This window comes from Shewanella sp. MMG014 (assembly GCF_018100775.1).
GTDB lineage: Bacteria > Pseudomonadota > Gammaproteobacteria > Enterobacterales > Shewanellaceae > Shewanella > Shewanella japonica.
Window position 1 is genome coordinate 399,848 of the sequence record NZ_JAGJDZ010000001.1, and the last position, 26,935, is coordinate 426,782.

Genomic DNA, 26,935 nt, shown 5'->3' on the forward strand with positions numbered 1-26,935 from the left:
CTAAAGATGCAAAATTATAAAAAGATTAATTGAATTATATATACGCGATTCAAACAATGAGTTTATACATCTTCTATAAATTTTGAACCAATCGTTTAAGAGAGTCCTTCCATTCTGGGGTAACTATGCCCCAGATATCATGTATTTTTTGACAGTTCATGACAGAATATTTTGGCCTAATTGCTTCGGTTGAATATTCATCAGAGGTTATCGCAAATACGTCTGGTCTAGATGTTATCTTTTGCTGAATCACGGCTTCATCTAAGATATTCTCAGTTAACTCATACCAGCTCATTGCTGTATCGCCACAATAATGAAATATGCCCCAATCAGATTTACCCTTTTCGATTGCCAGTATTATATGACAAATGGTTGTTGCCAAATCGTCGGCATAAGTGGGACAACCTAGTTGATCTGAAATCATACTTAACTGTGAATGTTGCTTTGATAAAGACATGACAGTCTTAGCGAAGTTACGCCCAAAAGAGCTTACTAACCAAGCTGTACGAAGAATAATATACTTGTCGGATATTTGCTGAACTAGCGCTTCACTCTCACATTTCGATTGCCCATACACATTAAGCGCGTGTGTTGAGTCAGTTTCAATATAAGGCACTGAACTATTCCCATCAAAAACATAATCCGTTGAAATATGAATTATTGGAATCGCTAATGCTTTAGCTGCATTAGTTAGATTAGCTACGCCATTGACGTTGACTTGTTGACAGCGTATTAAATTATTCTCAGCTGATTCTACATCTGTGTAAGCAGCGGCATTAACGATAATATCGGGAGAATGCTCAGTGACAAACTCTGATATAGACGGGAAATGACAAATATCAACGTCATTTTTTGAAGTGCAAACTAAATGCAGTGATGCCTTATAAACCGCACAATGCTCATTGACGTGAGCAATAATGCTCTTGCCTAACTGGCCTTCTGCGCCAACTAACCACACTTTCACAAAGTTAAATCCTTTAACTGAACCCCGCACTGATCTTTCATTGATAAAATGGGATCATTTATCGGCCAAATTATGCCGATTTCAGGATCATTCCATTGTAAGCTGGCTTCATGCTGCGGCGAGTAATAATCTGTGCACTTATACTCTACATCCGCAATGCTAGATAAAGTAAGAAAACCATGAGCAAAGCCCTCTGGTATCCATATTTGACGTTTATTTTCTTCTGACAATTCAACGCCAACCCATTGACCATAGTTTTCTGAGTCAAGCCGTAAGTCCACTGCAACATCAAAAATATGCCCTCGTGTCACGCTAATGAGTTTACCTTGAGGTTTGGGGTGCTGGAAGTGAAGCCCTCTTAATACCCCATACTTTGATTGTGAAATATTAGATTGAACAAAGGGTTTAGTCATTTCGAGTATTTGCATATACCGGGATGATTGAAAACTTTCATAAAAGAACCCTCGGTCATCATTGAATACTCTCGGCTCGATTACTTTTACATCAGGCAAACGGGTTTCAATAACCTTCATCATCGTTTTCCTTTGCAAGTTGAAAAAGGTAATCACCATAAGCAGTCTGTTGATGCCTTTGTGCTTGTTGCTTCAACACTGATGTATCTATCCAATTATTGATAAAAGCAATTTCTTCTAAGCAAGCAACTTTCAACCCTTGTCGCTTTTCAACAGTTTGAACAAAATGGCTCGCCTCTAATAATGAGTCATAAGTGCCTGTATCTAGCCAGGCAAACCCTCGGCCTAATATTTCAACATTCAATTGGTTACGACTCAGATAAGCAGTATTTACATCGGTAATTTCCAGCTCTCCTCGTTTGGAAGGCTTAATCGATTTAGCAATGGAGATGACCTCGTTATCATAAAAATACAGGCCTGTAACAACATGATTAGACTTTGGCTTGAGAGGCTTTTCTTCTATGCTGATAACTTTGCCATCGAGATCAAAACCAATCACACCAAAACGCTGTGGCTCGCTCACTCTATAGCCAAATATTGTCGCACCAGATGATTGAGAAACCGCTCGACTCAGCTGCTCGCTAAAGCTTTGTCCATAAAAGACATTATCGCCGAGTACAAGAGCCACATTACTGTCGCCAATAAATGATTCACCAATTAAAAAAGCTTGTGCAAGCCCATCAGGTGAGGCTTGTACTTCATAGCTAATGCTAATGCCAAATTGTTCACCATTGCCAAGTAAACGCTTAAAATTACCCAAATCATCTGCACTGGAAATGATTAATACATCTCGAATACCTGCCAACATAAGTACAGATAAAGGGTAATAAATCATTGGTTTATCATAAACAGGGAGTAGCTGCTTTGAAGTACCAAAAGTAATAGGGTAAAGTCTACTCCCGCTGCCACCAGCAAGAATAATCCCTTTATAATTAGACGACTTTATTAGCTTCATTTAATTATTACACCTCTTTCACTAGGCGCACATTGGTAATCTTTATCTATAATATTTTGACACCAAGACAAATGGGCTAGATACCACTCCACCGTTTTGCGTAAACCTGCCCTAAATGACTCTTGTGGATACCAACCCAATTCAGTTTGTATTTTTGTAATATCAATAGCATACCGAATATCATGTCCAGGTCTGTCAGCAACAAAATTAATTAAGTTAGCATATGAACCAATATTAGCTGAACACGGTTTTAGTTCATCCAACAGTTCACAGATTTGACTAACGACATCCAAATTCGTCATTTGATTTTGGCCACCGATATTGTATGTCTCACCTACTCGCCCTTTTTTTAATATTTCGTACAGAGCACAAACATGGTCATCGACATGTAACCAATCTCTGATTTGGGAACCGTCTCCATAAACCGGCAATGACTTCATTGCTAATGCATTTAAAATCATATGAGGAATAAGCTTTTCAGGATATTGAAACTGACCATAGTTATTTGAACAATGAGTAATAATAACCGGTAAACCATATGTCCGATGCCATGCCATTACTAAGTGATCAGCAGCCGCCTTTGACGCGGAATAAGGAGAGCTAGGCTTGTAAGCGGTTATTTCATTAAAAGCTTGAACATCTTGTTCTAAATCACCATAGACTTCGTCAGTTGAAACGTGAATAAATCGAAAGTCATCTCTATCTTGCTTACTTAACGACAGCCAATAACTTTTACTAGCCTCAAGTAATTTAAACGTACCTACAATATTTGTTTCAATAAACTCTGAAGGACCATCTATTGAACGATCAACATGACTCTCAGCCGCCAAATGCATCACGGCTGTAGGTTTATATTTATTAAAGATTTGCTTAAGGGCTATCTCATCACAAATATTAGCGTGAACGAAGTGATAACAAGAATTGAGCTCTACACTCTTTAAAGAGGCTGAATTGCCAGAATAAGATAAGGCATCTACATTAACCACAGATTCATTAGCTGAATCTAAAATATAACGAATTAAATTGACGCCAATAAATCCGGCACCACCTGTGACTAAAATCATATTTACCCTGTTCAAGCAATAATGAAGTAACTAACGAATCACATTAAATATGTCTGTGATAACTACGCTGTAGTCACTAATTAAAATTGGATTGTATCAAATAAAACAAAAATGCCAGCGTTAATTACGCTGGCATTGTAAAGTTTAATCATGTTATCGCTACAGCGCTAAATCACCAAAAATGATGTAAAAGTCATTCACAACAGCAAGTTTTAACCCGCTAGCTTCACAGCATCTGCAATAGTTTGAGCTTGAGTTTGCGTCATTTCTGCACAAGTAGATTCAACCATCACACGAATTAGCGGTTCAGTGCCAGATTTACGTAATAACACTCTGCCACGTTCGCCCATGAAAGACTCAGCGGCTGACACAGAAGCTTGAACAGCATCTGATGCAATGATTTCATCAGCATTATCAGCCTGCAATTTAACATTTATCAATACTTGAGGTAGCTTGGTCATACCAGACTTAACTTCAGCTAAACTTTTCCCTGACTCAATAATGGCATCAAGAACCTGAAGAGAAGCAACAATGCCATCTCCCGTGGTGGTATGTTTAAGACTTAAAATATGCCCTGAACCTTCGCCACCAAGTTGCCAGCCAGTTTCTTTTAACTGTTCAACAACATAACGATCGCCAACCTTGGCACGTACAAATGGAATATCCATTTCTTTAAGCGCGATCTCTAAACCAAGATTTGACATTAATGTGCCAACAACACCACCTTCAAGCTCTCCTGAATGTTTAAAGGCTTGTGCAAGTATAAAAATAATTTCATCACCATCAATGATATGTCCGTTGTGATCGACAAACATTACTCGGTCAGCATCACCATCAAGCGCAATCCCTAAATCAGCTTCATGTACCATTACAGCAGTTTGTAAGCTATCTAAATGTGTCGCACCACAACGCTCATTAATATTAAGACCATCAGGCTTATCGTTGATACTAATGACTTCAGCACCTAGCTCAGCATAGACTTCTTTAGCAATGTGATATGCCGCGCCGTTGGCTGAATCTACAACGATTTTTAAACCGGTTAATGACTTATTTTTATCGAATGTACCTTTACAAAACTCAATATAACGACCAGCAGCATCGCCAATACGGCGAACTTTGCCAAGTTTAGCTGAATCGACACACGTCATAGCGCCATGGTTAATCGCTTGATCTAATAAGTGTTCAATTTCTAGTTCTTGGGCATCATTCAGTTTGGTTCCCGAATTCGAAAAAAGCTTAATGCCATTATCATAATACGGATTGTGCGATGCACTAATTACTACACCAGCATCAGCTCGGAAGGTTGAGGTTAAATACGCAATAGCTGGAGTCGGCATAGGCCCAACTAAGGCACAATTAATACCCGCGGCAGAAAAACCTGCTTGCATGGCAGTTTCAATCATATAACCACTGATACGAGTATCTTTACCGATAATCACTTCTTTGGTGCCTGCTGACGCTAAAACCGTCCCAGCAGCCCAACCTAACTTCATTGCAAATGATGGGTTAATCGGAAACTCACCAACTTTGCCACGCACCCCGTCGGTGCCAAAATACTTACGAGACATAACCACTCCGAAAACAAAAATCCTTTTTGGTGACAACAAAAAATAAATACTCGATTAATTGAAAGAATTATATACCAAACTGAAAGAAAAATGTGCATCAAGTTATTCTAAGAGTATAAGAGAACCAATCAAACAATAGTAAATTGATATAATAATTCAAATACAAAAGTGGTAGGTTTATCGTAATTTAGATCTTAATTAACTCATTTAGAAATGATTCGTAATACATATGAATTAAAAAAGGTTTTGAGAATGAACTCAAAACCTTCTTTAACTAGATATAAAACGAATAGAAATTAATGCTAAACTTTAATCACTATATCCTTTAGGGTTTTGTGATTGCCACTTCCAACTGCTGTTAACCATATCGTCGAGATTATGAGTCGCAGCCCAATTTAGCTCTATTTTGGCTTTTTTTGGATCTGCATAGCAAGCACCTATATCACCAGGACGACGAGCAACAATATCATATTTAATTTTTTTATTTGAAGCTTTTTCAAAAGCTTTTACCATTTCTAAAACACTATAACCTTGACCAGTTCCTAAATTATAGGTTACCAGACCACAATTAGTTTTTAACTTATCTAATGCTTTTAAATGCCCAACAGCTAAATCGACAACATGAATATAATCCCTAACGCCTGTACCGTCCGGTGTTGCATAGTCATCACCAAACACCATTAGTTTTTCTCTTTTACCTATAGCAACTTGAGAGATAAATGGCATTAAGTTATTTGGTATATCATTTGGATCTTCACCAATTAAACCACTGTCATGTGCACCAACTGGGTTAAAATATCGTAAACATGCAATATTCCAACTAGGATCTGAATGATGCAAATCAGCAAGAATATACTCAACGACTAATTTAGATTGGCCATAAGGATTAGTTGCTGAAGCCGGAAAAGACTCTAAAATAGGCAAACTCGCAGGATCACCATAAACCGTTGCAGAAGAACTAAACACTAAATTCTTTATACCAAACTCAGCCATGACTTCGCATAAAACGATAGTACCAGTGACGTTGTTGGTATAATACTTTAATGGCTGTTCAACAGATTCACCTACAGCTTTAAGCCCTGCAAAATGAATAGCTGCTTCGATGTTATTTTCACTAAAAATTTTTCGTAATAAGGCTTTATCTAAAATATCACCTTCGTAAAAAGTAACTTGCTGTGCTGTAATACTTTTAACACGGGATAAGCTTTCTAAACTGGAATTAGATAAATTATCAATAACAACAACATCTGTACCGATATTTAGTAACTCTACAATCGTATGGCTACCAATATAACCAGCTCCACCCGTTATAAGAACAGACATTACTTACAATCCTTAATCAAGCTTTTTACTTCAGTTAAAAACTCTTTCCCGAGTTTTTTGTCCCTTAGTCCATACTCAACAAACGCTTTCATGTAACCCAGTTTATCACCACAATCGTGTGATTTACCGGTCATGTTGAATGCCTCAACCGTATCTTGCTCGATGAGCATATCAATAGCATCAGTTAACTGAATTTCATCACCTGCACCCGCTGGTGTCTTAGCTAATAAAGGCCAGATTTTTTCAGATAACACATAACGGCCAACAACCGCTAAATTTGAAGGCGCGCTACCAATAGCAGGCTTTTCAACCATCGCTTTAATTTTAGCTGAATCACCTGGTGCAATTTTGTCACCATTACAGTCCGCAATACCGTATTTATTGACTTCATTATCTGGTACTGACGCAACCATAATCTGACTTGCAAAACTTGTATGGTAACGTGACATCATCGCAGCTAAGTTTTCAGTTTTTTGATTTGCGGTATATTCATCTAAAATAACGTCAGGTAATACCACTGCAAAAGGTTCATTACCAATACAAGGCTTAGCGCACAACACTGCATGCCCTAACCCTTTAGCTTCACCTTGACGGACACTGATAACTGAAACATCTTTAGGACAGATAGATTGGACTTCTTCTAACAGCTGACGTTTAACGCGCTTTTCAAGCGTTGACTCGAGTTCATAAGATTTATCAAAGTGGTTTTCAATGGCATTTTTACTGGCATGAGTAACCAATACAATCTCTTTAACACCAGCTGCAACACATTCATTTACGATGTACTGAATCAGAGGCTTATCAACAATAGGAAGCATCTCTTTTGGGATAGCTTTAGTGGCAGGAAGCATTCGTGTGCCAAGGCCTGCAACGGGAATAACTACTTTCATAAAATATTTCTCATCTAATTAACTTTATAGAAACTTTTATACCATTGTACGAATTCTTTAACACCTTCTTTTATCCCTATAGAAGGTTTATAGCCGGTAGATTCAAATAAGTCTGCTACTTCCGCATAAGTTTGATAAACATCACCTGGTTGCATTTCTCTAAAATGTTTCTTGGCTTCAATACCCAACTCATCTTCAATAGCTTTAACAAAATCCATCAAATTAATAGGTGAACCATGACCAATATTATAAACAGAGTATGGGGCTGAACTTGTCGCAGGTGAGCCATTCTCAACAGTCCATAATTTATCTCGACTTGGTATCACATCAGCAATACGGACAACACCTTCTACAATATCATCTACATGGGTAAAATCACGCCACATATCTCCATTGTTATTAATGTCTATTATTTCACCATCTAAAATCTTTTTAGTAAAGATAAACGGCGCCATATCAGGTCGCCCCCAACTGCCATATACCGTGAAAAAACGAAGGCCTGTAGTAGGAATATCGTATAAGTGAGAATAACTGTGTGCCATTAACTCATTAGACTTTTTTGTAGCAGCGTATAGAGAAACTGGATGATCAACACTGTCAGCAGTCGAAAATGGAGTTTTAGCATTCAATCCATAAACTGAGCTAGAAGATGCATAGACTAAATGCTTTACATTAGTGGTACGGCATCCTTCTAGAATGTTTAAATGCCCAACTAAATTAGAATCTGCATAGGCATGAGGGTTCTCAATCGAATACCTAACACCTGCTTGTGCCGCTAGATGAATCACTCGATCAAATTTCTCAGTTTCGAATAACTGTTTAACTGCATATCTATCAGCGATATCCAACTCGATTAAACGAAATTTTTCATTTTCAATACGCTTTAAACGCGCAAGTTTTAAATTAACATCATAATAATCATTGAGATTGTCAACTCCAATAATTACATGACCTGCTGCAGTTAACTTTTCAACTACAGCGCTACCAATGAAACCTGCTACACCAGTGACTAAATATTTCATAAACTTCTCAAGACTTAATTTAAAGTTCTAATCTGAACCAAAAAGATCGCGAGTATACACTTTTGTGCTTACATCGCGTATTTCCTCAACCATTCGATTTGACACAATTACATCACAACTCGTTTTAAATTCTTCAAGTGATTTAATCACTTTAGAGTGGAAAAACTCATCATCTTTCAAAACAGGCTCATAAACAACGACTTCAATACCTTTAGCCTTCAATCGCTTCATAATACCCTGAATACTTGATGCTCGAAAGTTGTCAGAACCTGACTTCATAATCAAACGATAAATACCCACTCGCTTAGGGTTTCGCTTTAAGATACTGTTAGCAATAAAGTCTTTACGTGTTGTATTGGCATCAACAATTGCACTAATAATACTATTTGGTACATCAGCATAATTGGCACGTAGTTGTTTAGTATCTTTAGGTAAACAGTAACCGCCGTAACCGAATGAAGGATTATTGTAATGAGAACCTATACGCGGGTCTAAACCAACACCCTCAATAATCTGACGTGCATCCAAGCCATGACTTTCGGCATATGTATCTAACTCATTAAAATAGGCAACCCGCAAAGCAAGGTACGTATTTGAGAATAACTTTACAGCTTCCGCTTCCGTAGAATCAGTAAACAACACTTCTATATTATTTTTTACAGCGCCTTCTACTAGAAGGCTTGCGAATACTTGAGCCCGTTCACTACGTTCACCAACAATAATCCTTGATGGATGCAGGTTATCATAAAGAGCACGACCCTCTCGCAAAAACTCTGGCGAAAAAATTATTTTATCACAACCTAACTCTTCTCTGATTCGTGCCGTATAACCAACAGGGACAGTGGATTTTATGACCATTATCGCATTAGGATTTATAGACATTACATCTTTTATTACCGTTTCTACAGACGAGGTATTGAAATAATTTGTTTCCACATCATAGTCCGTTGGCGTCGCAATAATCACGTACTTAGCATTCTTATAAGCTAATTCTTTGTCAGTAGTAGCAGTCAAGTGGAGATTCTTATTAGTAAGATAATCTTCTAATTCAACATCTACGATAGGTGATTTTCCTTCATTAATTAGATTAACTTTATCTTCTATTATATCGACAGCTACAACATTATGATTCTGAGACAGTAAGACAGCATTAGACATGCCAACATAGCCAGTACCTGCTACGGCAATTTTCATTATTTTTCCTTAGTTTAAAACTTTAACCTTATAGAGAATAAGCAATATTAAATTAGTTGTATTTCCCCAACCAATACTCATCGGCCCATCCCGAAACACACTACACGAATAGTAGACAATAAAATTTTCAAATCCAAAAGAGTCGTATGATGCTTTATATAAAAGATATCATACTTATGCTTCCATACAGCATCTTCTAAAGAAGCGCCATATGGATAACTAACCTGAGCTAGCCCTGTTATTCCAGGTTTAACTGCATGTCTAAAACGATAATAAGGGATTTCTTGCTCCAAACTTTCAATAAAAACCTCCCTTTCCGGTCTTGGACCGACTATAGACATTTCATTTTTAAAAATATTAAATATCTGAGGTAACTCGTCAATTCTTGTTTTACGAATAAATTTCCCAACTGATGTAACACGAACATCATTTTTAGTAGCCCACTGGGCACCGCCACTTTCCGCATCAATTGTCATTGACCTAAATTTAATCACTTCGAATTCAACATTATATTCACCAGTTCTTTTCTGCCGATAAAAAATAGGACCAGAGCTTTCAAGTTTAATTGCTATCGCGGTTAATATACCAATGGGTAAAGTAAGGAAAAATAAAGTAATTGCTGCAGTTAGATCTACAAATCTTTTAGTATATTGAATTCTTTTATTAGATAAAATTGAAAAAGCTTTCTGATGTAAGAAATAACCACTATGCAACAACTTAACTTCTGTGTAACCTAAACGAGAATCTAAATAAGTAACTAAAGGTTCAACCCAAGCACCTAGTTCAGTCGCATTTATTAAAAAGTCCTTTTCTTTATCACTTAACCTTACACTTTCAAAATGACAAATAACTTTATTACTTATATTAGAAATAGAATAATCATTGAGAACGATGTCAAAAGAAAAATCACTTATAATTTTACCTACTTCTATTTCACAATCTTTCGGGCAGTAAACATAAATAACTTGTAACTGCCTTGCTTCCCTATTAGATTTTAATTTACTTAGCGCTGAATTAAATCTGAAACCTTTTCTACCTTTCATTGATTACACCCGTGATAACAAATAAATATGAGTAAACTACACCCTGAATTACTTAATTGACTTCAGCAGCCCCTTTACTGAGTAAACACAAAAAGCAAATAATGATTTACTAAGGCTTAAACCTATTACATTACGATAAAAACGCCATTGATAAGATAACACTGTAAACTTGTTGGAAGTCATACCACTATCGATACGATATCTAGCCAAATTTAAAGGTAAACAATAAGCATGAGGCAAAATATTAAGTATTTCTAACCACAAACCTAAATCTTGACGTTTCCGGATAAGCGGCATATAAAGTTTACCTATTCGCTCCGTATCATAAATTACTGTCAAACAACCAATAACGTTACTATAAAGTAATTTATTATAGCTTGTAACTAAGGGAGCTGTGACAACAGATAAACATTTCTCAGAAGTAAACTTTTGGTAAAAGGTATAAGTAAACTCATATTTATTTTCCAACATAAAAGCTAACTGCAATTCTAATTTATTATTTACCCACAAATCATCAGCATCTAAAAAGGCAATAAATCGTCCTTCGGCAAGATTTATGCAATTATTACGTGCTCGACCTGCTCCACAATTTTTATCAAGTTTATGGAATTTAATACGTGAATCTTTACTGGAAAGCCTTTCTACTATTAAACAAGTTGAATCACTAGAACAATCATCTGTAATAAGTAGCTCAAAATTCTCATAAGTTTGACATAATACAGATTTTATGGCTGACTCGATATATGCTTCTGAATTGTAACAAGGCATAACTATTGAAATTAGATGTTTACCTTTCAAAATCTCACTCCGACTATAATTCAAATTAGTTAAAACCATGTGTTAAGTAAGGTGCGCACCGAATTATCAAGTGAAAACTTAGATGATATTTTGACTACACCTTTACGTTGAAGCTCTAAAAAGTCAATAGCCCTATAATTAGATAAAGCATCAAAAACATCAACGGCAGCATTTACATCACGTTGATTTACAATAAAACCATCTGTTTTATCAGTAATTAATTCCTGTATATCTTGTGTTTGGGAAACTATTGAAACCGTAGACAGTGCCATAGCTTCTTTAACGACATTCGGTAAACGCTCTCCCTTATAATAAGACATAAAAATGAAAAAAGTAGAACTACCAATATAAAACATTGTATCTTCATGGCTTAAATGCCCAAGGAAAGTTATACTTTTATCACAATTTGAGCTTACAGAAAGTTTAACTAATTCGTTTTTATAAGGACCATCACCAATAATTAAGAGTCGATATCTACTATCATTTTTAAAGATTTTGGAAAAAACATTTATGACATCATCAAAACCTTTTTCTTTTATTAAACGACCGACAGAACAAATAAGAAATGGATCCTTTTTTACATTTAAACTAATAAACGCCTTATACTTATTAAAATCAAAACCACGATAAATCACTTTGGCATCAACATTATATTTGTTCTTTATTATATTCCTATTACCATTGGTATGAGTAAAAACAAAATCAGAACTTAATAAGCATTTTCTTGTAACAGGTAAATCAAGCTCTAGATCATACGCGCCTAAAAAAGTTGATAATTTACAGTTTTCCATGTATTTTTTAACTAGAATCCCTAAAAGACTTGGATAGTGCCCCCAAAACAAATGAATAATATCAGGTTGTATTTTTTTTAAATGGTTAAATTGATAAAAAACACTGGGTAAAAGAATTACTTGTTTAATTCTTTCCTTAAAAGAGCAAGCTCCATTTTCAAAGCAAATCACATTCAACAAAAAAAATAACTTTTTAAAAGAAAAAAACATACATAAAAGACTTTTAAAGAATTGAATATATGACAAATTATAAATTGGAATATTATCTAACTCTCTTTCCTTAATCAAGCCATCTGTTTTTTTTGTTTTTAATCTAAGGGGATGTACACTTAAACTATCTACAGAACTATATAGACTCTTTATATCACCTGAAGCAAAAGTTTCAGATGGTTGTGGGAATTGCATTAATACTACTGCTACAGACTTCAAAACTTTCGTCTCCAGACAAACTTAAAAAAGAAAAATGGTAAAAAGATAAATAAAGGTAATACTCTTATCATATAACCTTTAAAGGCAGCTTCAATAGATCCACTGGACGATAATGATAAAAAGCTAACCCAAAAGATAGAATAAAGTAGTAAAACAAGATCATTTCTAATAAGGAATGGTCGAATGAACATTGAAACTTTTATAAAATATCCAATTATAAAAAAACCTATTACTATCCCTACATCTCTAAACATTAAGTAAAATAGGCCAATAAGCCCTGGTGTCATTGTATCTTCAACATTACGATTAGTTAATAAATCTGTTATTAAATAAGTAAATTTAGGCTCGTCATATTTTCCAATTGGAATTATACTTTCAGGCCAAAAAGTAGTAATGGTATCGACAAGTGGAGATAATAAGAGCAATGGTACATTATTTAAGAAGTCTCCTACTATCAATAAAGTTTGTTCGTAATTGTAGTTTTTCAAAAAAATACTGTTCAGTTGTTCAATAATACCTACATCATTACCTACAAATGATGTGTCGTTACCCTGAAGGTAAAAGAGTATTTTCCTAAAATAAATTAGAATAAATAAAGAAACAAGCAAAAATGAAAACAACTGACTGAATTTAATATTTTTATATTGACTATAAATAAAACCTATAACAAGGAAATGATTAATTAATATACCTCTCCCTCCCATTAGAATAAGGCAAGCCATTGTAAACATAGTTAATATAAAAACCAATTTCATGCTTTCACATTTCTTAAGACAATGTAATAAAATAAGATAATTGGCTAATTGAAGTGCTAATATCGCATAACGAAGAATAGGAATAGAAACATCACCTTCGAACTGACCTGTTCGTATTGACATTACATTTTGCAAAAATAAATTTAACCCTCCAAATTGACGAACATAAAGGTATACACCAAAAGAGCTAATACAAAAAAACAATAAGATAAAGAACTTGTTATTTAATTTTAAATGAGAAAAACGTTTAAATACAGAAAAAGTAAAAGGTTTACCTATTACAAAACCTGCAGTAAGCATAATCATACCAATTAAAGATAATATACTTACATGAAAAACAGAAAAAAGTATTTGGTCTTTAATTTGACTGTAGTCTATTCCTATACGAAATACAAAATCAAAATCTCTGTATACAAAAAAAAGGACAGGATTTACAACATAGGTCCATATAAAACCGAAACAAAAGGGCGTAAGCAAGGAAACCAATGTAACTTTAACACCGTATTTTTTCAAACAGTAATTAACAAGGTACATTAGTATTAGAAAAGTTGAAGTAATAACTATGAAAAACAAAAAAAACATCAATCCAGATGTTGAATTTTCATCAAAAAGAAAAGGTAATTGTAATAATAAAAAGGAAACTACTCCTAGGATTATAACAACTAGCGTTTTATTAAAAGCTAAAAATTGATTCATATTTCTTAATACTACTTTCAAAATGGCTTAAATCTACAGAATAATCTTTATCAGATTCATTTAAAACCTCTAATAAGCGTTCAATAAACAACCCTGGTTGACAAGGGACTTTGTCTATATAAGGTATATCGACAACACCACTTATATCATAGGAAATAACTCTTTTATTCAACTTAAGACATTCAAGTACAATGTTTGGAAAACCTTCTAATCTTGAGGGAAGAGCAATGATATCGGCTTGAAGTATAAATGGGTAAGGGTTGTTAACAAAACCCATAAGTTTTATTTTATCTGACAATTTGTTATTAATTATTAAGTTTTGTAAATTATCAAACTCAGAACCATCCCCAAAAATATAAAAAACCAAATTGGAAGATTCATTTATATTGAGAGCTATATCTTTAATTAGTAAGTCAAAACCTTTTGCTTTTTCCAATCGGCCAAAGGACATTACAGTTTTAATATTTCCTTTAGACTTACTAAAATTTATTTTTTCTTTAGATTTATCAATAATTGAGTCACCATCTAAAAAATTAGGTATCACTAAAGTTTTATTTTTTTTAACTTTAAAATAATTATGATAAACAGTTTCCATATTTGGCGACTGTAAAATCAATTTATGACAACAAAAGTTGTAAAAAAAAGAATAAAAGAGTTTCCCTGACAATGACTTAACAATTTCTGAACGATAATTACTTTCCCTAACAAAATTTTTAGCCCCACTAAATGCCAAGGTTTTAGCTAAAAATGCAACAATAGAATAATGAAAATGAGTAGTAAAAATATAATCAAACTTTCCCTCGCGCATTAAAGTAATAATTTCAAATATAGAGCGGCTAATTCTTTTATTTTTAAGTCTAATTACGTTAACATCTGGGATAATCACACTTTCACTCCCTAAAGGAATTAAAAGTGTGATTGCAAATTTTGATTTATCGAGTTTATTTAGAATATTGAAAACTATTTTCTCTGCTCCTCCACCGACTAATGATGGAGTTAAGACTAGCAGTTTAATTTTAGTTGGAAGCATGACTTAAGCTCCGTGTATATTGGTGCTTACCATTCTTCATTTGTGGTATATCATCGACATATAATAAATCCAATTCAATTTCCACCCCCATTGCTGACTCTATATTCGACTTCATTTTTACAAAGTATTCATTATCTAATTTAGCTTTACACACTAAAAGTAATTCTAATTTATCTAAGTCATTTTGTATAAATTGAAACTTTGAAATAGAATCGTTTTTGTTAACTACACCGACTAAATGTATAAAAAACTCAGGAAGTACTCTATTTCCTGAACTACTAATAAAGACATCACCGGTTCTACCTTGCACATCACCTAACTTAGGGTAGCTACAACCACATGAGCAAATAGTTGATTTCATGATATAACCTAAATCACCTATATCATAGCGGATTAAAGGCATTGAAAAATTATTAAGATTTGTGATTAAAACTTTCCCAACTAAACCTTGTTCTACAGCTAAACCATTGTCATCAACAATCTCAACTATATTATCCATCATTAAAATATGCATGCCGCTATGTGCATCACATTCCGATGCTATAGATGAAACTTCACGTGTTCCATAATGGTTGTAGATATTATTACCAAAAACAGCCTCTATATCTTTGCGCATAAATTCATGCAATGGTCCAGCTGCGCAATGTATAGCTGACAACTTGGGCATTTTTATTTCATTCTGCTTAGCATAAACTGCTACTTGATGCAGTGCATTTGAATAAGCAACTAACAAAGATGGGTTTCTTTTCTTAATATCTTGGAGGAAATCAATAATATCGCTTTCTTTCATATTGAAGCTATTATGTATTATTCTATTTGTTGAAAATTCCTTTAATTTTTGTATAAACCCTTTTTTTCCGATGAAAGTGTCACGTTCAGCCCCCCATAAATCAACTCGATCATCGTACGGGCTAACCTTCCTCCAATCTAATACTTGATTAAATGTTTGAGCTTTAGCTTGCTTGAATTGATTGTCTTGATAAAAGCTTAAAGGAGTGCCCGTAGATCCACCAGTAGAGTTTAAATAAGCTTGTCTTGTTGATATATCAGAAGAAGTCATCATACTACCGCATTCAATAATATCTTTTTTGCTTAGTATTTTCATTTCTGACAATTGCTTTACACTAGTTAAATTAACAATTTCGTTTTCAACTAAACCAGCAAGCCTTATTCGTTTTCGGTATTCTGGCACTTTCTCGTATGCATGTTGCAAAAGAAGATTTAATTTTTTAAGTTGTAAACCCTGTAATTCCTTGAGAGGTAAAGATTGTTCACATAATAGTTTATGATGACCATTACCATATTTATTCTTTAGTAAAATTTTTTTTAGTATTGTTTTCATTACTCCCCCCTTGGTTTAACGAATTTCAATATATTTACAAACTTGGATAGTTTTGGCTCCATCAAAAACCTAGATATCATTGATTTCCTTTGGCCGTTTATTTTTGAGCTTTTATATTTATTGAAATAAGATGGCGAGTTTATTAAATTTGTTTTATCAATAGACTTAAACTTTAAGTCTCCACAATAGCTAACTAGATTTGATTTAAATGAATATTTTTTTATCTGAACCAGCTCCAAATATTCATTTAAAACAATAGAAATTGATTTTTTATTTTGAGTTCCTTGTTTCTTTTTAAAGGTTCTTTTATATATACCATCTTCGAAATGAGATGGTTGATCGATATCGGGAAAAAATAAGTTTCCAATGCCATAAAAAATATACTTACCTTGATAAATTTCTGCACATTGAATCACGTGAGCATGATGCCCTATTATACATGAGACACCAATATCAATTAGTTCATGAGCAAGAGCAACTTCATCAGGCCTAGGTAGCTTGCACTCTTCATCCCCCCAATGAGCTATTAATAAAATCCTATAGTTATTTTTAAGTTCAGAAACTATTAACTTCAATCTTTCAGAGTCAACAAATAGCAATTCCCCATTTCTTTTTATACCGCTGCTTTCAGAAACCGCATTAATAACTGCAACATTAGTTCCTTCTACAACAACAAATTCTATTTCTTTAGTGCCTAAATAGTTAAAGCCTAGTGAATCCAGTTTTCTTAATGTTGATGATAATCCTCTGCCCCCAAAATCTAACATATGATTATTAGCTACTGTGAAAGTTGTACTAATATTAGAAAATGAACTTAGTACTTCAAAATCTGCTGATAAATTTACCTTACCACTTTCAGGCTTAAATTCATCCATAACATCAATGATAGGACATTCTAAGTTTACAAACGAATTATTTTCAAAATCAAATCCGAAGTTAACTTTTTCTTTTGAATAAAAATCACCGAAAACTTCGATCTTATGACTCATTAAAAACCTCTTTATATGTTTCAATATAATTAGACCACGAGTAATTCTTGACGAGGTAATCATTGTTATGCTTGAATAAATTGGTACGATTTTGGTAACTAACCCTTTCGAAACGTTGCTGTTTTGAAACTAATTCTCTATCATCAAAATTAAAAGAAATATTAAATTTATTTTCTGCAACTGTACTTACCGAAGATGTATAAATTAAGGGCACTCCTACACTCAAATACTCTGGGACTTTTGTTGGATCAGCCACAATATTTAATAATAAGTTCTCCCTTAAAATTATAAGATAATCAGAAATTTTAAGATATTCACTTACCTTGTTGTGAGGGACCTGCAAAACCTTTATTGAATGCTTTTCACGGTCCGAAAAACTAATCACGTCCTGTAGATCATAGTTTTGTGGAATAAGTAACTGTAATTTTAAATTATTATTGTTTTTCCTTGCATTTATATAAAATTCTACAATTTCATTCAAGCAATGATATACACCGATGCCACCAGCATAAGTAATAACTATATCTTCTTCACTCCAAGATTTAGCTTTTCTATTCAATGTTAGTTCTTCCTGAGTAGACATTTCAGGTTTAACATCTTTTTCATTGCCAAAAATACAATTAGGTACTACTGATATCCTAGAGCTATCTTTAAAGTAATTTGATTCATAATGAGCTTTAAGTTTTGGACTAACACAAATCACGTGATAAGCTAATTTAATATAAGCAAATTCGATAAATTTCAGAAACTTAAAGCTAACACTGCTCATCTTTGAGTAATAAAATCGTTCCTCTGGTGCAACACCATGAATATCAATAATCAATTTAACTTTAGGATTTATTAATTTATAAAGAGAACCTAAAAATGATGCCATAAAAGATTCACAATATAAAATATTAGTTAACCTTTCTCTTCTGATTTTCGATATGAGTTTGAAAATTTTAAAAGCTTTTTTAAATTTTCCTTCGTTGATATTTGAGAAAACTATAACATTCTGATATTGCTTATCTATTTCAGCTTTATATTCCTTTAAACTTTCTGAGTTCATTTTATTTGGAATATTTATAGTAATATATTCCAGTCCGATCTCATCAAATACATATTTTTTTTGTCTTCTTATTCTTTGACTAAAACCAGTACTTTTTGATATATCTCCATACACTATTTGAATCAAAACTTTCTCCTATAAAGCCAAATTAAAATGACGAACAAATAAACAAGATATGAATAGAACCAACACATAGCAATTTCATCAACTGACTTTGCAGCATACAATACAAATGATATATAAATAACACTCCACAATATATTAAGCGCTGCACCCACCCACATTTGATTAGATGAAGCTAAATAACTACCAGCAGTACTAGTTAAAATAGATATAACACTACCAAAACAAAAATATAAAATAGTCTTGTAAGCCAACTCATCCCCCCCCATGTTAAATAGGTGAGGTAAGAAACTACCAAAACTTAATAATATTAAAAGTATAATTACTGAGGAAACTACATTCATCAAAATCACATATTTCAAAACAGAATGATACTCTTTTACATCTCCATTTATTTTGTTCGATAACATTGGTAAAGCAGTTTTCCCTATTACAACAGCAATTGAGTCAATAATAATTCTTGATTGCATAGCTACAGCAAAAATAGCCATCGAAGTAGAACCTAAGCCAGCAACAATTTTGGTTACCACTATGTAATTAACAGAAGCAACAGGAACTCTTGATATAAATGCTGGAAGTATTAACTTTCTATAATCAAACTGCAACTTATGCCGATAATTAAACCCTAAGCCTAAAGAATATTTAGCGTATAATAAAAATACAATTAAATAAGAAAACATGCAGAAGATATATTTTTCGATTAAATTATTATCATCAATAAATTTAACCCAAAACACTAATAGCATAACAAAGAAAATTTTTACTAGTGCCAATTTAGGTAGTAAGTTACTTTTTTTTCTAGCTAAAAAGTAGCTTTCTAGCATAAATTCTAAAGATATTATTGGTAAGAGGAAAACAGTAAAATAATTTAAGCTAAAACATACAACAATAACAGCATAAAAAACACACCAAAAAAACCAGTGAATTAAAGATTCAGTAAACAATTCATTCGCCTTTAAGGTATTCTCAGGCTCTTTTGATATAATTTTTATTAATGAAATACCTAGATATGCAGTACTAAAACTCATTGCAAATGAAGATGATAAAATCACCTCCATAAAGTCACCAAAACTTTCTATCGATATAATTCTTACCAAAAAAATGGTAATTATTAATCCAGATATTTTTTTCAAGACTAAAGACAACAGATTATAAAATGTTGTTAGAAGAACTTCTAATCCAATTTTTTTGCTAATTGACACTTCATTCACCAAATAGAATTTAAAATTCTTTTGGAAGATAGTCCATCACCGTATGGATTATGCGCAAAGCTCATTAATTTATATGCTGTTTCACTCGTCAATAATTCATCAAGGCTAGATACAATTGTTTCTATATCAGTTCCAACTAACTTTACCGTGCCAGCATCTACAGCTTCTGGACGCTCTGTTGTGTCACGCATAACTAATACCGGTTTACCAAGGGAAGGAGCCTCTTCTTGTATCCCACCAGAATCTGTTAAAATGATATGAGCGCGACTCATCAGATAAATAAACGGTAAATACTGTTGTGGCTCAATCAAATGAATATTTGAAACATCACCTAATATACGATTTACAGGCTCACGTACATTAGGGTTTAAATGCATTGGGTATACTATTTGTGATTCAGGGTGTGCTCTCGCTGTAATTGCAAGAGCTTCACAGATTCGTTCAAAACCACCACCAAAACTTTCACGTCTATGCCCTGTTACTAGAATCAATTTTTTAGATTCATCTAAAATTGGAAATTGATTTTTTAATGTCGCGTTTAAGTCTTCATCATTTTCAATTTTATTTTTAACCATCAATAAAGCATCGATAACGGTATTGCCCGTTACAATTATATTTTCTGGGTCAAAGTTTTCCTTAAGAAGATTTTCTTTTGATGTTTCTGTTGGTGCGAAGTGATATTTAGAGAGTACACCTGTCAGACGACGATTTGCTTCTTCAGGCCAAGGAGAGTAAATATTACCTGTACGAAGCCCCGCTTCGACATGCCCTACTTCAATTTGTTCGTAATATGCAGCTAGGCTTGCTGCAAAAGTCGTGGCTGTATCACCATGAACTAGTACTACATCAGGTTTGAAGTCTTGTAAAACGGGTTTCAACTCTTGTACAATTCTTGCTGTTACGTCATTTAATGTTTGACCTGCCTTCATTAAATTCAAATCGTAATCAGGTGTTATCTCAAATAACTCTAATACTTGGTCAAGCATTTCCCTGTGCTGCGCTGTGACACAACACTTTGCTTCAAATCGTTCATCAGATGCTAAAGCGTGAACCAAAGGTGCCATTTTAATTGCTTCTGGTCTGGTACCAAAAACAGTAAGAACTTTCTTTTTTGTCATTACCTTTTGACCTAATATTGAACATTTTCTAGAACTAGAAATTGATTTACTACACATTTACACCTCAGCCTTTAAAACCAAGCTGAGACACTTTCTTTCCATTTTGAGTCAGCGACATTGCCGCTACCTCCTATAAACCCTAGGTTTCACTGTTTTTCTTAAAACAGTCCCAATAGGCTCTTCTCTTTTATTTTATGTATCTTTTTAATCTTCTTTTCTTACAAAATGTCTGATTAAAACAATAATTACCGCTAGCATTCCACCGAGCATTGTTCCCAATACACAAATTAATGCTCGTTTAGGACCTGCTTTTTCTTCAGGCACTAAAGCAGGATCTATGGTTTTAAATACATATTCTTCGCGCACTTCAGCAAACATGATGGTTTTGGTTTGCTCTTCGATTAACTGATATAAAATAGTGCGAATATCAGCAACATTTGTCTGCGCGATTTGATTCTCTAAGAACGCTGTACTTCGCTGAGCTTCGGCAACATCTCGTTGCTTCATTTCTAAATTGATATCTTCAACTAACCAATTTACCCATTGCTGGGCTATTGAAGGAGATAAATGCTCTACAGATACTTTCACCATTCCTGTTTCTTTGTCAGTATTGATAGAGATTATTTGACTAAATTCTTTATATGCTTCTTGCATTGAAGGTTCAGGTTTAAATGGCGCTTTTACTTCTCTAATCCATTTTTTATTTTCTACATCAAAAAGTTCTGAGTCATATACAAGCATATCCTCTTCCATATTCCATTTTTCTGCAGCCATTAAGTCAGGCAGGATCTTATGTTTTTGAATAAACTCGCTAGTAAATTTACGTGACTTAGCAACTTCGATAGCCATTTGAGTTTTATCAACACCGCCACCGCCACCAAGGTTTATGCCAGCCATACTTGCAAGGCCACCAAATTGACCAGCAAGTGCGGCTAGTCCGCCACCACCTTGTTCAGAATCAGCAGGGGATAATAACGCTTCAGACTTATAAGTATTTGGTTGACTCAACGCGAATAAAACAGAACCAATAGCGAATACACTTGTAACGGCAACAATCAGCCACTTGCCTTGCCAAATTACGCTAAAAAGCTCTCTTAAATCAATTTCATCATCATTGATATTTTGTTGATTAACATCGAAATTTGCATCTGTATAATTCTGCGGAATTTGTTTTGTCATTTTGTCTAAATAATAAAGTAGATCCTACTTATATTACCTTTCCCTCAACTTACTTTTATTAAAAGTTAAAACCCAAATAAAGTAGTAAAATAGTTACCTTATTTGGGCTGCATATATTATTACATTTCCAAAAGTATTCGGCTGTTATAAACCAGATATTGTGGCCACAGCGACAGCAGTGTTGTAAATAATCTGAGTGACTTGAGTCCAAAGCGTCAGATTATCTTTGTATTCGGTATCGAGTGGAACAATAATGGTATCGCCAGCTGAAATAGCAGCGGTTTTACTAAACCAGAAGTTTTGTTCAGGTAACATAACGGAACCATCAGCTTTAATGATATAAGTTCTATCGTCATCTCCGCGCTCACGTGCACCACCTGACATAGCTAAGTACTGATTTAATGTCATACCTTCTTTAAATCGATGAGTTGCCGGGTGCTGCACTTCCCCCATAACAGAGACAATCTGTTTCACTGTCGGTACATAAAGCACATCTTTATCTTCTAATTGTAAATCTGCTTGCTCAATACCGACTTGAATAGCATTTAAATCAACCACTAAACGACCCAGAGCTTGGATGTTTTCAAGATCAGTTAGCATCAACTGCGCTTCTGAATAATTTACGACAGTGCCATCTTTTGAAACACCACGAGTTGCAATATCACGACGTAGCTGATCAGCTAACTTCTTTATTTCTAGCTGTTCTTGCTTTCTAACCGATTCACGCACAAAAACTGAAGCTTGCGGGAATGCATAATCAGTAAAGCCTCCGGCACGTTTCATTACATCAGCTAATGTTTCGCCACGGCGAATGTTGTACACACCGGGAAATCTTACTTCACCTCGAATTTCAACAGACTTACGCTCTTGCCATTCAGGTGTTGTTAGCACAACCAGCATATCTCTACCTTCAAGTGCTAAGTTATCTTCAGCGACTCCATTAATAGCGTTGCCAACATTAATATGTAAATGCTGTATATCAGAAATGCTAGTATCCGTTTCAGTACGGGTTAATTCCGCACGAGCCGTATATGCCCCTTCAACTAACCCCCCTGCAGAAGTAATTAAATCACTGACTCTTGCACCAACACTTAATGGATAAATACCAGAGTGTTTAACCTTACCAGTAACAGCAATAACGTTAACTTTTTCTGATACACCACTTTGCAAAGATAACTTGGTAATTATTGGGAATAATAACTCTTGGCGACTTAAAGACGAGCTGAGTTTAATAAGGTCTCTGTCTTCAAATAAATTCGATAACATTTTTGAGACTTCGTCTCCAACAAGCTTCTCTTCCTCGTCTAATTCAGCAACCGCTCCCGGCATAACCACACCACCGATGTCAGTTTTACCTAACACTGAAGATTGCTTATTCACATTCATAGATTTGAAGCCCGCTTTAAATAAATCAGTTCCAATTAAGGAGTCACTACTTAATTGTTTGATTTTTTTTGCGCGATTCAATACCAATTTATTCAATTCATATCGATTAACAGAAGAGTCATCATGATTGAACACAATCACTTTATCTCTAGCATTTAAGGTGATGTTTTGTGTTACATCTTGTTGAGCAATTGCTTTACCTGGGGAGAACTGGTGAACTTCGATTTTGCCAAATTTATCCACTTCGCGAATTACAAGTCCATAGTTCAAATCTGCTGAGATCGCTAAATCTCCCCAAATGGTTGGAATTAAATCATTAATCTTTTGTCCTTGGAACCATTGATACTTTCCAGGCCTTACCACAGCACCAACTAAAGTAATGGCATCTTCATACTGGGTAGATGCACTTTTAACTCTTATAAAGTCGCCCGGTTTAGCTTGTTTTTGCTTTGCTTTTTCTGACGTTAAATCAACATTAACGATAGTTTTTAATCCATTTTGATTATAACGTTCAATACTGCTTCTTCTAGGGTATGCACCAGGGTTAACTCCAGCAGCCATTTTGATAACGTCATTAATGGTTTCATTTGACTTAATTTCGTATACAGCAGGTCTTCTTATCTCGCCAGTAACGCTTACGCGACCGCCAACAGAAGGTATAAATACCACGTCACCAGAACGAAGGTTAATATCTTTTGATGCATCGCCATTTAGCAGTAAGTCATATAAGTCAAATGTGGCAATCAGTTTACCTTTACGCTTAACTTGGATATTTCTTAAACTACCAATTTCATTGACACCGCCTGCAACGAACAGAGCCTGAGTAATAGTCGACAAACTTGATACCGTATATGCTCCAGGTTTGTATGCATCACCAGCAATAAAGATACGAATTGAACGAAGCTCGCCCATGGTAATGTTAGATTCAATACCAATCATCTGCTTGCTAATACGCTCACTTAAATACTCGCGTAATTCGATAAAGGTTAATCCGACCACTGATATAGGACCTAACTCAGGAAATTGGATCGTCCCATCACGCCCAATAGTCAGTGTATATTCACGGTTATCTTTTCCGTAGAGTTGAACATTAACTGTATCTCCAGGACCGACTAAATAATCACTCGGAACAGGAACATCAGACACAGGAGAAAAAGTCATTGGCTCGCCGGCAAACATGTCATAACCAAAAAAAGCGAGCTCAGTCTTTTTACTATCCTGCTCAAAATCTAACTCAACGTCTTTTTCTTTAGTAGGCTTTGCAACATCCCTGCTTGGAACCTGTGACGGAGCAGAAATGCCAGTGCTTTGGCCAGCACTTCCATTTAATACAGAAGTATCTATACCATATTGTTTTGCCAGTCGTTGCTGTTCTGATGCAGGTAATGATTTAAATTGTTCAATCATTTGTGGAGACGGAGTCACCGCTTGTGTAGGTAAACTGAATAGTATTACAGCGCTCACTGCGGCAATGGCTAAACTTTTAGCTTTTTGAAACACCTTATAAATCTCCAAGTTAAGACGAACAATTTATCTTCAAACATATTGTATTTAAGACATGCTACCTCTGGCGTGGCGGCCTTCGGCTTTCGCTAAACGAATGAAATTATTCATTCGATGTCCTTCGGACACGCTACCGCCCATAGATTACGGCTTCTATAGTGCCCATCGAAAATTCGATATTCATATTTGTAAAAAACAACTGACTAAAACAACCATTTTGTACTAGTTCTTTTTAGTAAGTCGTCTCAATTTCGAAATGTACTATATCTTATTCTATGTTGTTTGCTAGTTGAAAAATTCAAATGACTCTAGTGGACTTATTGATACCATCATCCACTAAATCGGATGTCGCTACCTTTCTGCTAATCACACTCATTCAAAATAACAAACAAAACACCAACCAATATCTTACATCGTTAAAATGCAGGCCAAAACAATAGCGAATATCTTACAAGAAAAATTATCAATATCTCACCCGGCTAAAGCTTTAAAATCTATTTGCTCACTCATTCACATAAACAGCCTCTAAAGCACTTTTTTAATACTCGCTTCTTCTACTGACATGCGCTTTTGCTGCCCCATAATATTAAATAAAACGAAACAGCGCTTTTCGGCATTTTTCTCTTCAAAAATCGCTTCTAAATCCACAAACGGCCCGTCAGTAAACTTAACTTTATCGCCGTGTTGCAAACCTTTATCGATATCCGGCTTGTGTTGTTTTACTCTATTTTTAATACCTTGAATGATCCTGTCATCAATTGCTGTCATATCTTCACGACAACCAATTATCCTTGACGCACCACGAGTTGAGTGAATGCGGCTAACGCTCACTTCTGTAGGATCAAAATAGATAAATAAATAACAAGGGAATAGCGGCACTTCAACAAGCTTGGTTTTTCCTTGAGATGTTTTCTCTTCTTGAATGACAGGTAAATAACTTTCAATTTGTTGCATGGCTAAATTTTGTTGCGCACGTCTCTCATTACGTGGTTTACAATATAACAAATACCATGACTTCATCTTAATTACTCTTCATTCATCCAGTGGTGACTTCCTTTATCACCAAGCTGCAGATTTTAGCAAAGCTGGTAATGTAAAGAAATGTCTTTTGGCTTTTATGCTCCTATTTGGCGAGTTTTGATACAAAAAAATACTTTGCCGCTATGTAAACGCACATTCCAAATTGCATTCAATTTTAAATAAAAAGAAATACAAACAAAAAAGCCACCTCAAATACCAGGTGGCTTAACAATCACTAATACAATGTCTTACTAGATTTCTATCAAAATCTAGCAGAGATAAAATGCTAAACTAAATACCGTTAAAATTAGTTACTCTCTGGCTTTGGCGGAAAATTCAACATCACTTGCCCTATCGCATGATTGATAATTTCTACGCGTTCTTCAGGCGTATTTTGATCGCGAATCGTATCTGCAACACTGCCACGCCAAACCAGCTTGCCAGTTTCTTTATCAACAAAATCGATAATTAACGTGCCAACTTCATATTCGCGAACTGTTGTTTGCGTATTGATACCTGCACCGCCCCAGCCACGACGCCCATAATATGGGTAATAGCCATAACTGGTGTTGAATGTGTCAACGTTAATCTTTTTATCCACTTTGGTAAGGTAGTTAACAAGTATATCGGCGTTTTCAACGTCTACCTTAGATAAGCCTTTTTGAGTCAGCTGGTTATTCACTGCATCTCTAACACGTTGATCCATCAAACCATCAAGATGGTATGTGCTGTCTTCAGTTTTCTTTTCTACCCAAGCAAAACTTTTGTATTGGTCGAACGAAACTGCTGGATCATAATCAGAGTTCGTTTTTAATGTACTACATGCACTTAATGCTAAAACAGCTGCGGCAACGAAAAGCTTTTTCATAGTGTCTCCAAACGATAACGAGCTAAAGGCTTGTTTCATTTACGATGTAAGATGGATTCATGATTAATATTTAGCTTACCTAGGTAAGTCTTAATCATCAACCGATAATATAAACAAAATGTGTCTACACAAGCTAAATGCAACGCTTAGGCT

23 protein-coding genes are annotated in these 26,935 nt (G+C 34.6%); all 23 read right to left on the reverse strand.

Annotation, left to right across the window (positions count from 1 at the left end):
* Positions 1-73: 73 nt before the first annotated feature.
* The 23 genes from rfbD to J8L86_RS01740 all read right to left on the reverse strand — a co-directional run bounded on the left by rfbD (position 74) and on the right by J8L86_RS01740 (position 26,782).
* A complete protein-coding gene (rfbD, locus tag J8L86_RS01630; RefSeq protein WP_211028396.1) occupies positions 74-964 on the reverse strand; it encodes a dTDP-4-dehydrorhamnose reductase in 891 nt (296 codons plus the stop codon).
* Positions 961-1,500 (reverse strand): dTDP-4-dehydrorhamnose 3,5-epimerase, encoded by a 540-nt coding sequence (rfbC, locus tag J8L86_RS01635; protein WP_348772638.1) that lies wholly within the window; start codon positions 1,498-1,500, stop codon positions 961-963. Before rfbC ends, rfbD begins: the two co-directional genes overlap by 4 nt.
* Positions 1,484-2,392, reverse strand: a complete 909-nt coding sequence (gene rfbA / locus J8L86_RS01640) for a glucose-1-phosphate thymidylyltransferase RfbA (RefSeq protein ID WP_211028398.1) — start codon at positions 2,390-2,392, stop codon at positions 1,484-1,486. The genes rfbC and rfbA overlap by 17 nt, the downstream gene beginning before the upstream one ends.
* Positions 2,389-3,456, reverse strand: a complete 1,068-nt coding sequence (rfbB, locus tag J8L86_RS01645) for a dTDP-glucose 4,6-dehydratase (protein ID WP_211028400.1) — start codon at positions 3,454-3,456, stop codon at positions 2,389-2,391. Before rfbB ends, rfbA begins: the two co-directional genes overlap by 4 nt.
* Before the next feature lie 212 nt (positions 3,457-3,668).
* Positions 3,669-5,024, reverse strand: a complete 1,356-nt coding sequence (gene glmM, locus J8L86_RS01650) for a phosphoglucosamine mutase (protein WP_211028402.1) — start codon at positions 5,022-5,024, stop codon at positions 3,669-3,671.
* Between the two features lie 309 nt (positions 5,025-5,333).
* Positions 5,334-6,347 carry a UDP-glucose 4-epimerase GalE gene (gene galE, locus J8L86_RS01655; protein WP_211028403.1) on the reverse strand — a complete coding sequence of 338 codons (1,014 nt, stop codon included), beginning with the start codon at positions 6,345-6,347 and terminating at the stop codon, positions 5,334-5,336.
* On the reverse strand, positions 6,347-7,237 hold the full coding sequence (galU, locus tag J8L86_RS01660) for a UTP--glucose-1-phosphate uridylyltransferase GalU (protein WP_211028406.1): 891 nt from the start codon (positions 7,235-7,237) through the stop codon (positions 6,347-6,349). Before galU ends, galE begins: the two co-directional genes overlap by 1 nt.
* A 14-nt stretch (positions 7,238-7,251) precedes the next feature.
* Positions 7,252-8,259, reverse strand: coding sequence for an NAD-dependent epimerase (locus J8L86_RS01665; RefSeq protein ID WP_211028408.1), 1,008 nt, complete (start codon positions 8,257-8,259; stop codon positions 7,252-7,254).
* A 27-nt stretch (positions 8,260-8,286) separates the two neighbouring features.
* Entirely contained in the window at positions 8,287-9,453 is a 1,167-nt protein-coding gene (locus tag J8L86_RS01670) for a nucleotide sugar dehydrogenase (RefSeq protein WP_211028411.1), read from the reverse strand.
* Between the two features lie 77 nt (positions 9,454-9,530).
* Positions 9,531-10,496, reverse strand: coding sequence for a sugar transferase (locus tag J8L86_RS01675; protein WP_211028414.1), 966 nt, complete (start codon positions 10,494-10,496; stop codon positions 9,531-9,533).
* Between the two features lie 48 nt (positions 10,497-10,544).
* Positions 10,545-11,294, reverse strand: coding sequence for a glycosyltransferase family 2 protein (locus tag J8L86_RS01680; protein WP_211028416.1), 750 nt, complete (start codon positions 11,292-11,294; stop codon positions 10,545-10,547).
* A 29-nt stretch (positions 11,295-11,323) separates the two neighbouring features.
* A complete protein-coding gene (locus tag J8L86_RS01685) occupies positions 11,324-12,514 on the reverse strand; it encodes a glycosyltransferase family 4 protein (protein WP_211028417.1) in 1,191 nt (396 codons plus the stop codon).
* A complete protein-coding gene (locus tag J8L86_RS01690) occupies positions 12,511-13,965 on the reverse strand; it encodes an O-antigen polymerase (RefSeq protein WP_211028424.1) in 1,455 nt (484 codons plus the stop codon). Before J8L86_RS01690 ends, J8L86_RS01685 begins: the two co-directional genes overlap by 4 nt.
* Positions 13,943-14,995 carry a glycosyltransferase gene (locus tag J8L86_RS01695; protein WP_211028425.1) on the reverse strand — a complete coding sequence of 351 codons (1,053 nt, stop codon included), beginning with the start codon at positions 14,993-14,995 and terminating at the stop codon, positions 13,943-13,945. Before J8L86_RS01695 ends, J8L86_RS01690 begins: the two co-directional genes overlap by 23 nt.
* Positions 14,982-16,337, reverse strand: a complete 1,356-nt coding sequence (locus tag J8L86_RS01700) for an AMP-binding protein (RefSeq protein ID WP_211028426.1) — start codon at positions 16,335-16,337, stop codon at positions 14,982-14,984. The genes J8L86_RS01695 and J8L86_RS01700 overlap by 14 nt, the downstream gene beginning before the upstream one ends.
* On the reverse strand, positions 16,337-17,326 hold the full coding sequence (locus J8L86_RS01705) for a CapA family protein (RefSeq protein ID WP_211028427.1): 990 nt from the start codon (positions 17,324-17,326) through the stop codon (positions 16,337-16,339). The genes J8L86_RS01700 and J8L86_RS01705 overlap by 1 nt, the downstream gene beginning before the upstream one ends.
* Positions 17,316-18,500 carry a glycosyltransferase gene (locus J8L86_RS01710; protein WP_211028428.1) on the reverse strand — a complete coding sequence of 395 codons (1,185 nt, stop codon included), beginning with the start codon at positions 18,498-18,500 and terminating at the stop codon, positions 17,316-17,318. The genes J8L86_RS01705 and J8L86_RS01710 overlap by 11 nt, the downstream gene beginning before the upstream one ends.
* On the reverse strand, positions 18,497-19,699 hold the full coding sequence (locus tag J8L86_RS01715) for a hypothetical protein (protein ID WP_211028429.1): 1,203 nt from the start codon (positions 19,697-19,699) through the stop codon (positions 18,497-18,499). Before J8L86_RS01715 ends, J8L86_RS01710 begins: the two co-directional genes overlap by 4 nt.
* Positions 19,700-19,704: 5 nt before the next feature.
* Positions 19,705-20,826, reverse strand: coding sequence for a UDP-N-acetylglucosamine 2-epimerase (non-hydrolyzing) (wecB, locus tag J8L86_RS01720; RefSeq protein WP_211028629.1), 1,122 nt, complete (start codon positions 20,824-20,826; stop codon positions 19,705-19,707).
* 204 nt (positions 20,827-21,030) lie between these two features.
* The gene (locus J8L86_RS01725) at positions 21,031-22,005 is read right to left on the reverse strand and encodes a Wzz/FepE/Etk N-terminal domain-containing protein (RefSeq protein WP_211028430.1); all 975 of its coding nucleotides are present in this window, start codon (positions 22,003-22,005) and stop codon (positions 21,031-21,033) included.
* A gap of 144 nt (positions 22,006-22,149) precedes the next feature.
* The gene (locus J8L86_RS01730; protein ID WP_211028432.1) at positions 22,150-24,891 is read right to left on the reverse strand and encodes an SLBB domain-containing protein; all 2,742 of its coding nucleotides are present in this window, start codon (positions 24,889-24,891) and stop codon (positions 22,150-22,152) included.
* Between the two features lie 528 nt (positions 24,892-25,419).
* The gene (rfaH, locus tag J8L86_RS01735; protein ID WP_065109089.1) at positions 25,420-25,914 is read right to left on the reverse strand and encodes a transcription/translation regulatory transformer protein RfaH; all 495 of its coding nucleotides are present in this window, start codon (positions 25,912-25,914) and stop codon (positions 25,420-25,422) included.
* Positions 25,915-26,221: 307 nt separating this feature from the next.
* A complete protein-coding gene (locus tag J8L86_RS01740; protein WP_055026334.1) occupies positions 26,222-26,782 on the reverse strand; it encodes a DUF4136 domain-containing protein in 561 nt (186 codons plus the stop codon).
* Positions 26,783-26,935 lie beyond the last annotated feature (153 nt).

Excerpts from the sequence above, each read along its gene's own strand:
- J8L86_RS01675 (WP_211028414.1), bottom strand. The coding sequence starts at position 10,496 with ATGAAAGGTAGAAAAGGTTTCAGATTTAATTCAGCGCTAAGTAAATTA.
- J8L86_RS01695 (WP_211028425.1), bottom strand. The coding sequence starts at position 14,995 with ATGCTTCCAACTAAAATTAAACTGCTAGTCTTAACTCCATCATTAGTC.
- rfbB (WP_211028400.1), bottom strand. The coding sequence starts at position 3,456 with ATGATTTTAGTCACAGGTGGTGCCGGATTTATTGGCGTCAATTTAATT.
- glmM (WP_211028402.1), bottom strand. The coding sequence starts at position 5,024 with ATGTCTCGTAAGTATTTTGGCACCGACGGGGTGCGTGGCAAAGTTGGT.
- galU (WP_211028406.1), bottom strand. The coding sequence starts at position 7,237 with ATGAAAGTAGTTATTCCCGTTGCAGGCCTTGGCACACGAATGCTTCCT.
- J8L86_RS01690 (WP_211028424.1), bottom strand. The coding sequence starts at position 13,965 with ATGAATCAATTTTTAGCTTTTAATAAAACGCTAGTTGTTATAATCCTA.
- J8L86_RS01700 (WP_211028426.1), bottom strand. The coding sequence starts at position 16,337 with ATGAAAACAATACTAAAAAAAATTTTACTAAAGAATAAATATGGTAAT.
- galE (WP_211028403.1), bottom strand. The coding sequence starts at position 6,347 with ATGTCTGTTCTTATAACGGGTGGAGCTGGTTATATTGGTAGCCATACG.
- rfbC (WP_348772638.1), bottom strand. The coding sequence starts at position 1,500 with ATGATGAAGGTTATTGAAACCCGTTTGCCTGATGTAAAAGTAATCGAG.
- J8L86_RS01665 (WP_211028408.1), bottom strand. The coding sequence starts at position 8,259 with ATGAAATATTTAGTCACTGGTGTAGCAGGTTTCATTGGTAGCGCTGTA.
- J8L86_RS01670 (WP_211028411.1), bottom strand. The coding sequence starts at position 9,453 with ATGAAAATTGCCGTAGCAGGTACTGGCTATGTTGGCATGTCTAATGCT.
- J8L86_RS01705 (WP_211028427.1), bottom strand. The coding sequence starts at position 17,326 with ATGAGTCATAAGATCGAAGTTTTCGGTGATTTTTATTCAAAAGAAAAA.
- rfaH (WP_065109089.1), bottom strand. The coding sequence starts at position 25,914 with ATGAAGTCATGGTATTTGTTATATTGTAAACCACGTAATGAGAGACGT.
- rfbA (WP_211028398.1), bottom strand. The coding sequence starts at position 2,392 with ATGAAGCTAATAAAGTCGTCTAATTATAAAGGGATTATTCTTGCTGGT.
- J8L86_RS01740 (WP_055026334.1), bottom strand. The coding sequence starts at position 26,782 with ATGAAAAAGCTTTTCGTTGCCGCAGCTGTTTTAGCATTAAGTGCATGT.
- wecB (WP_211028629.1), bottom strand. The coding sequence starts at position 20,826 with ATGACAAAAAAGAAAGTTCTTACTGTTTTTGGTACCAGACCAGAAGCA.
- J8L86_RS01725 (WP_211028430.1), bottom strand. The coding sequence starts at position 22,005 with ATGACAAAACAAATTCCGCAGAATTATACAGATGCAAATTTCGATGTT.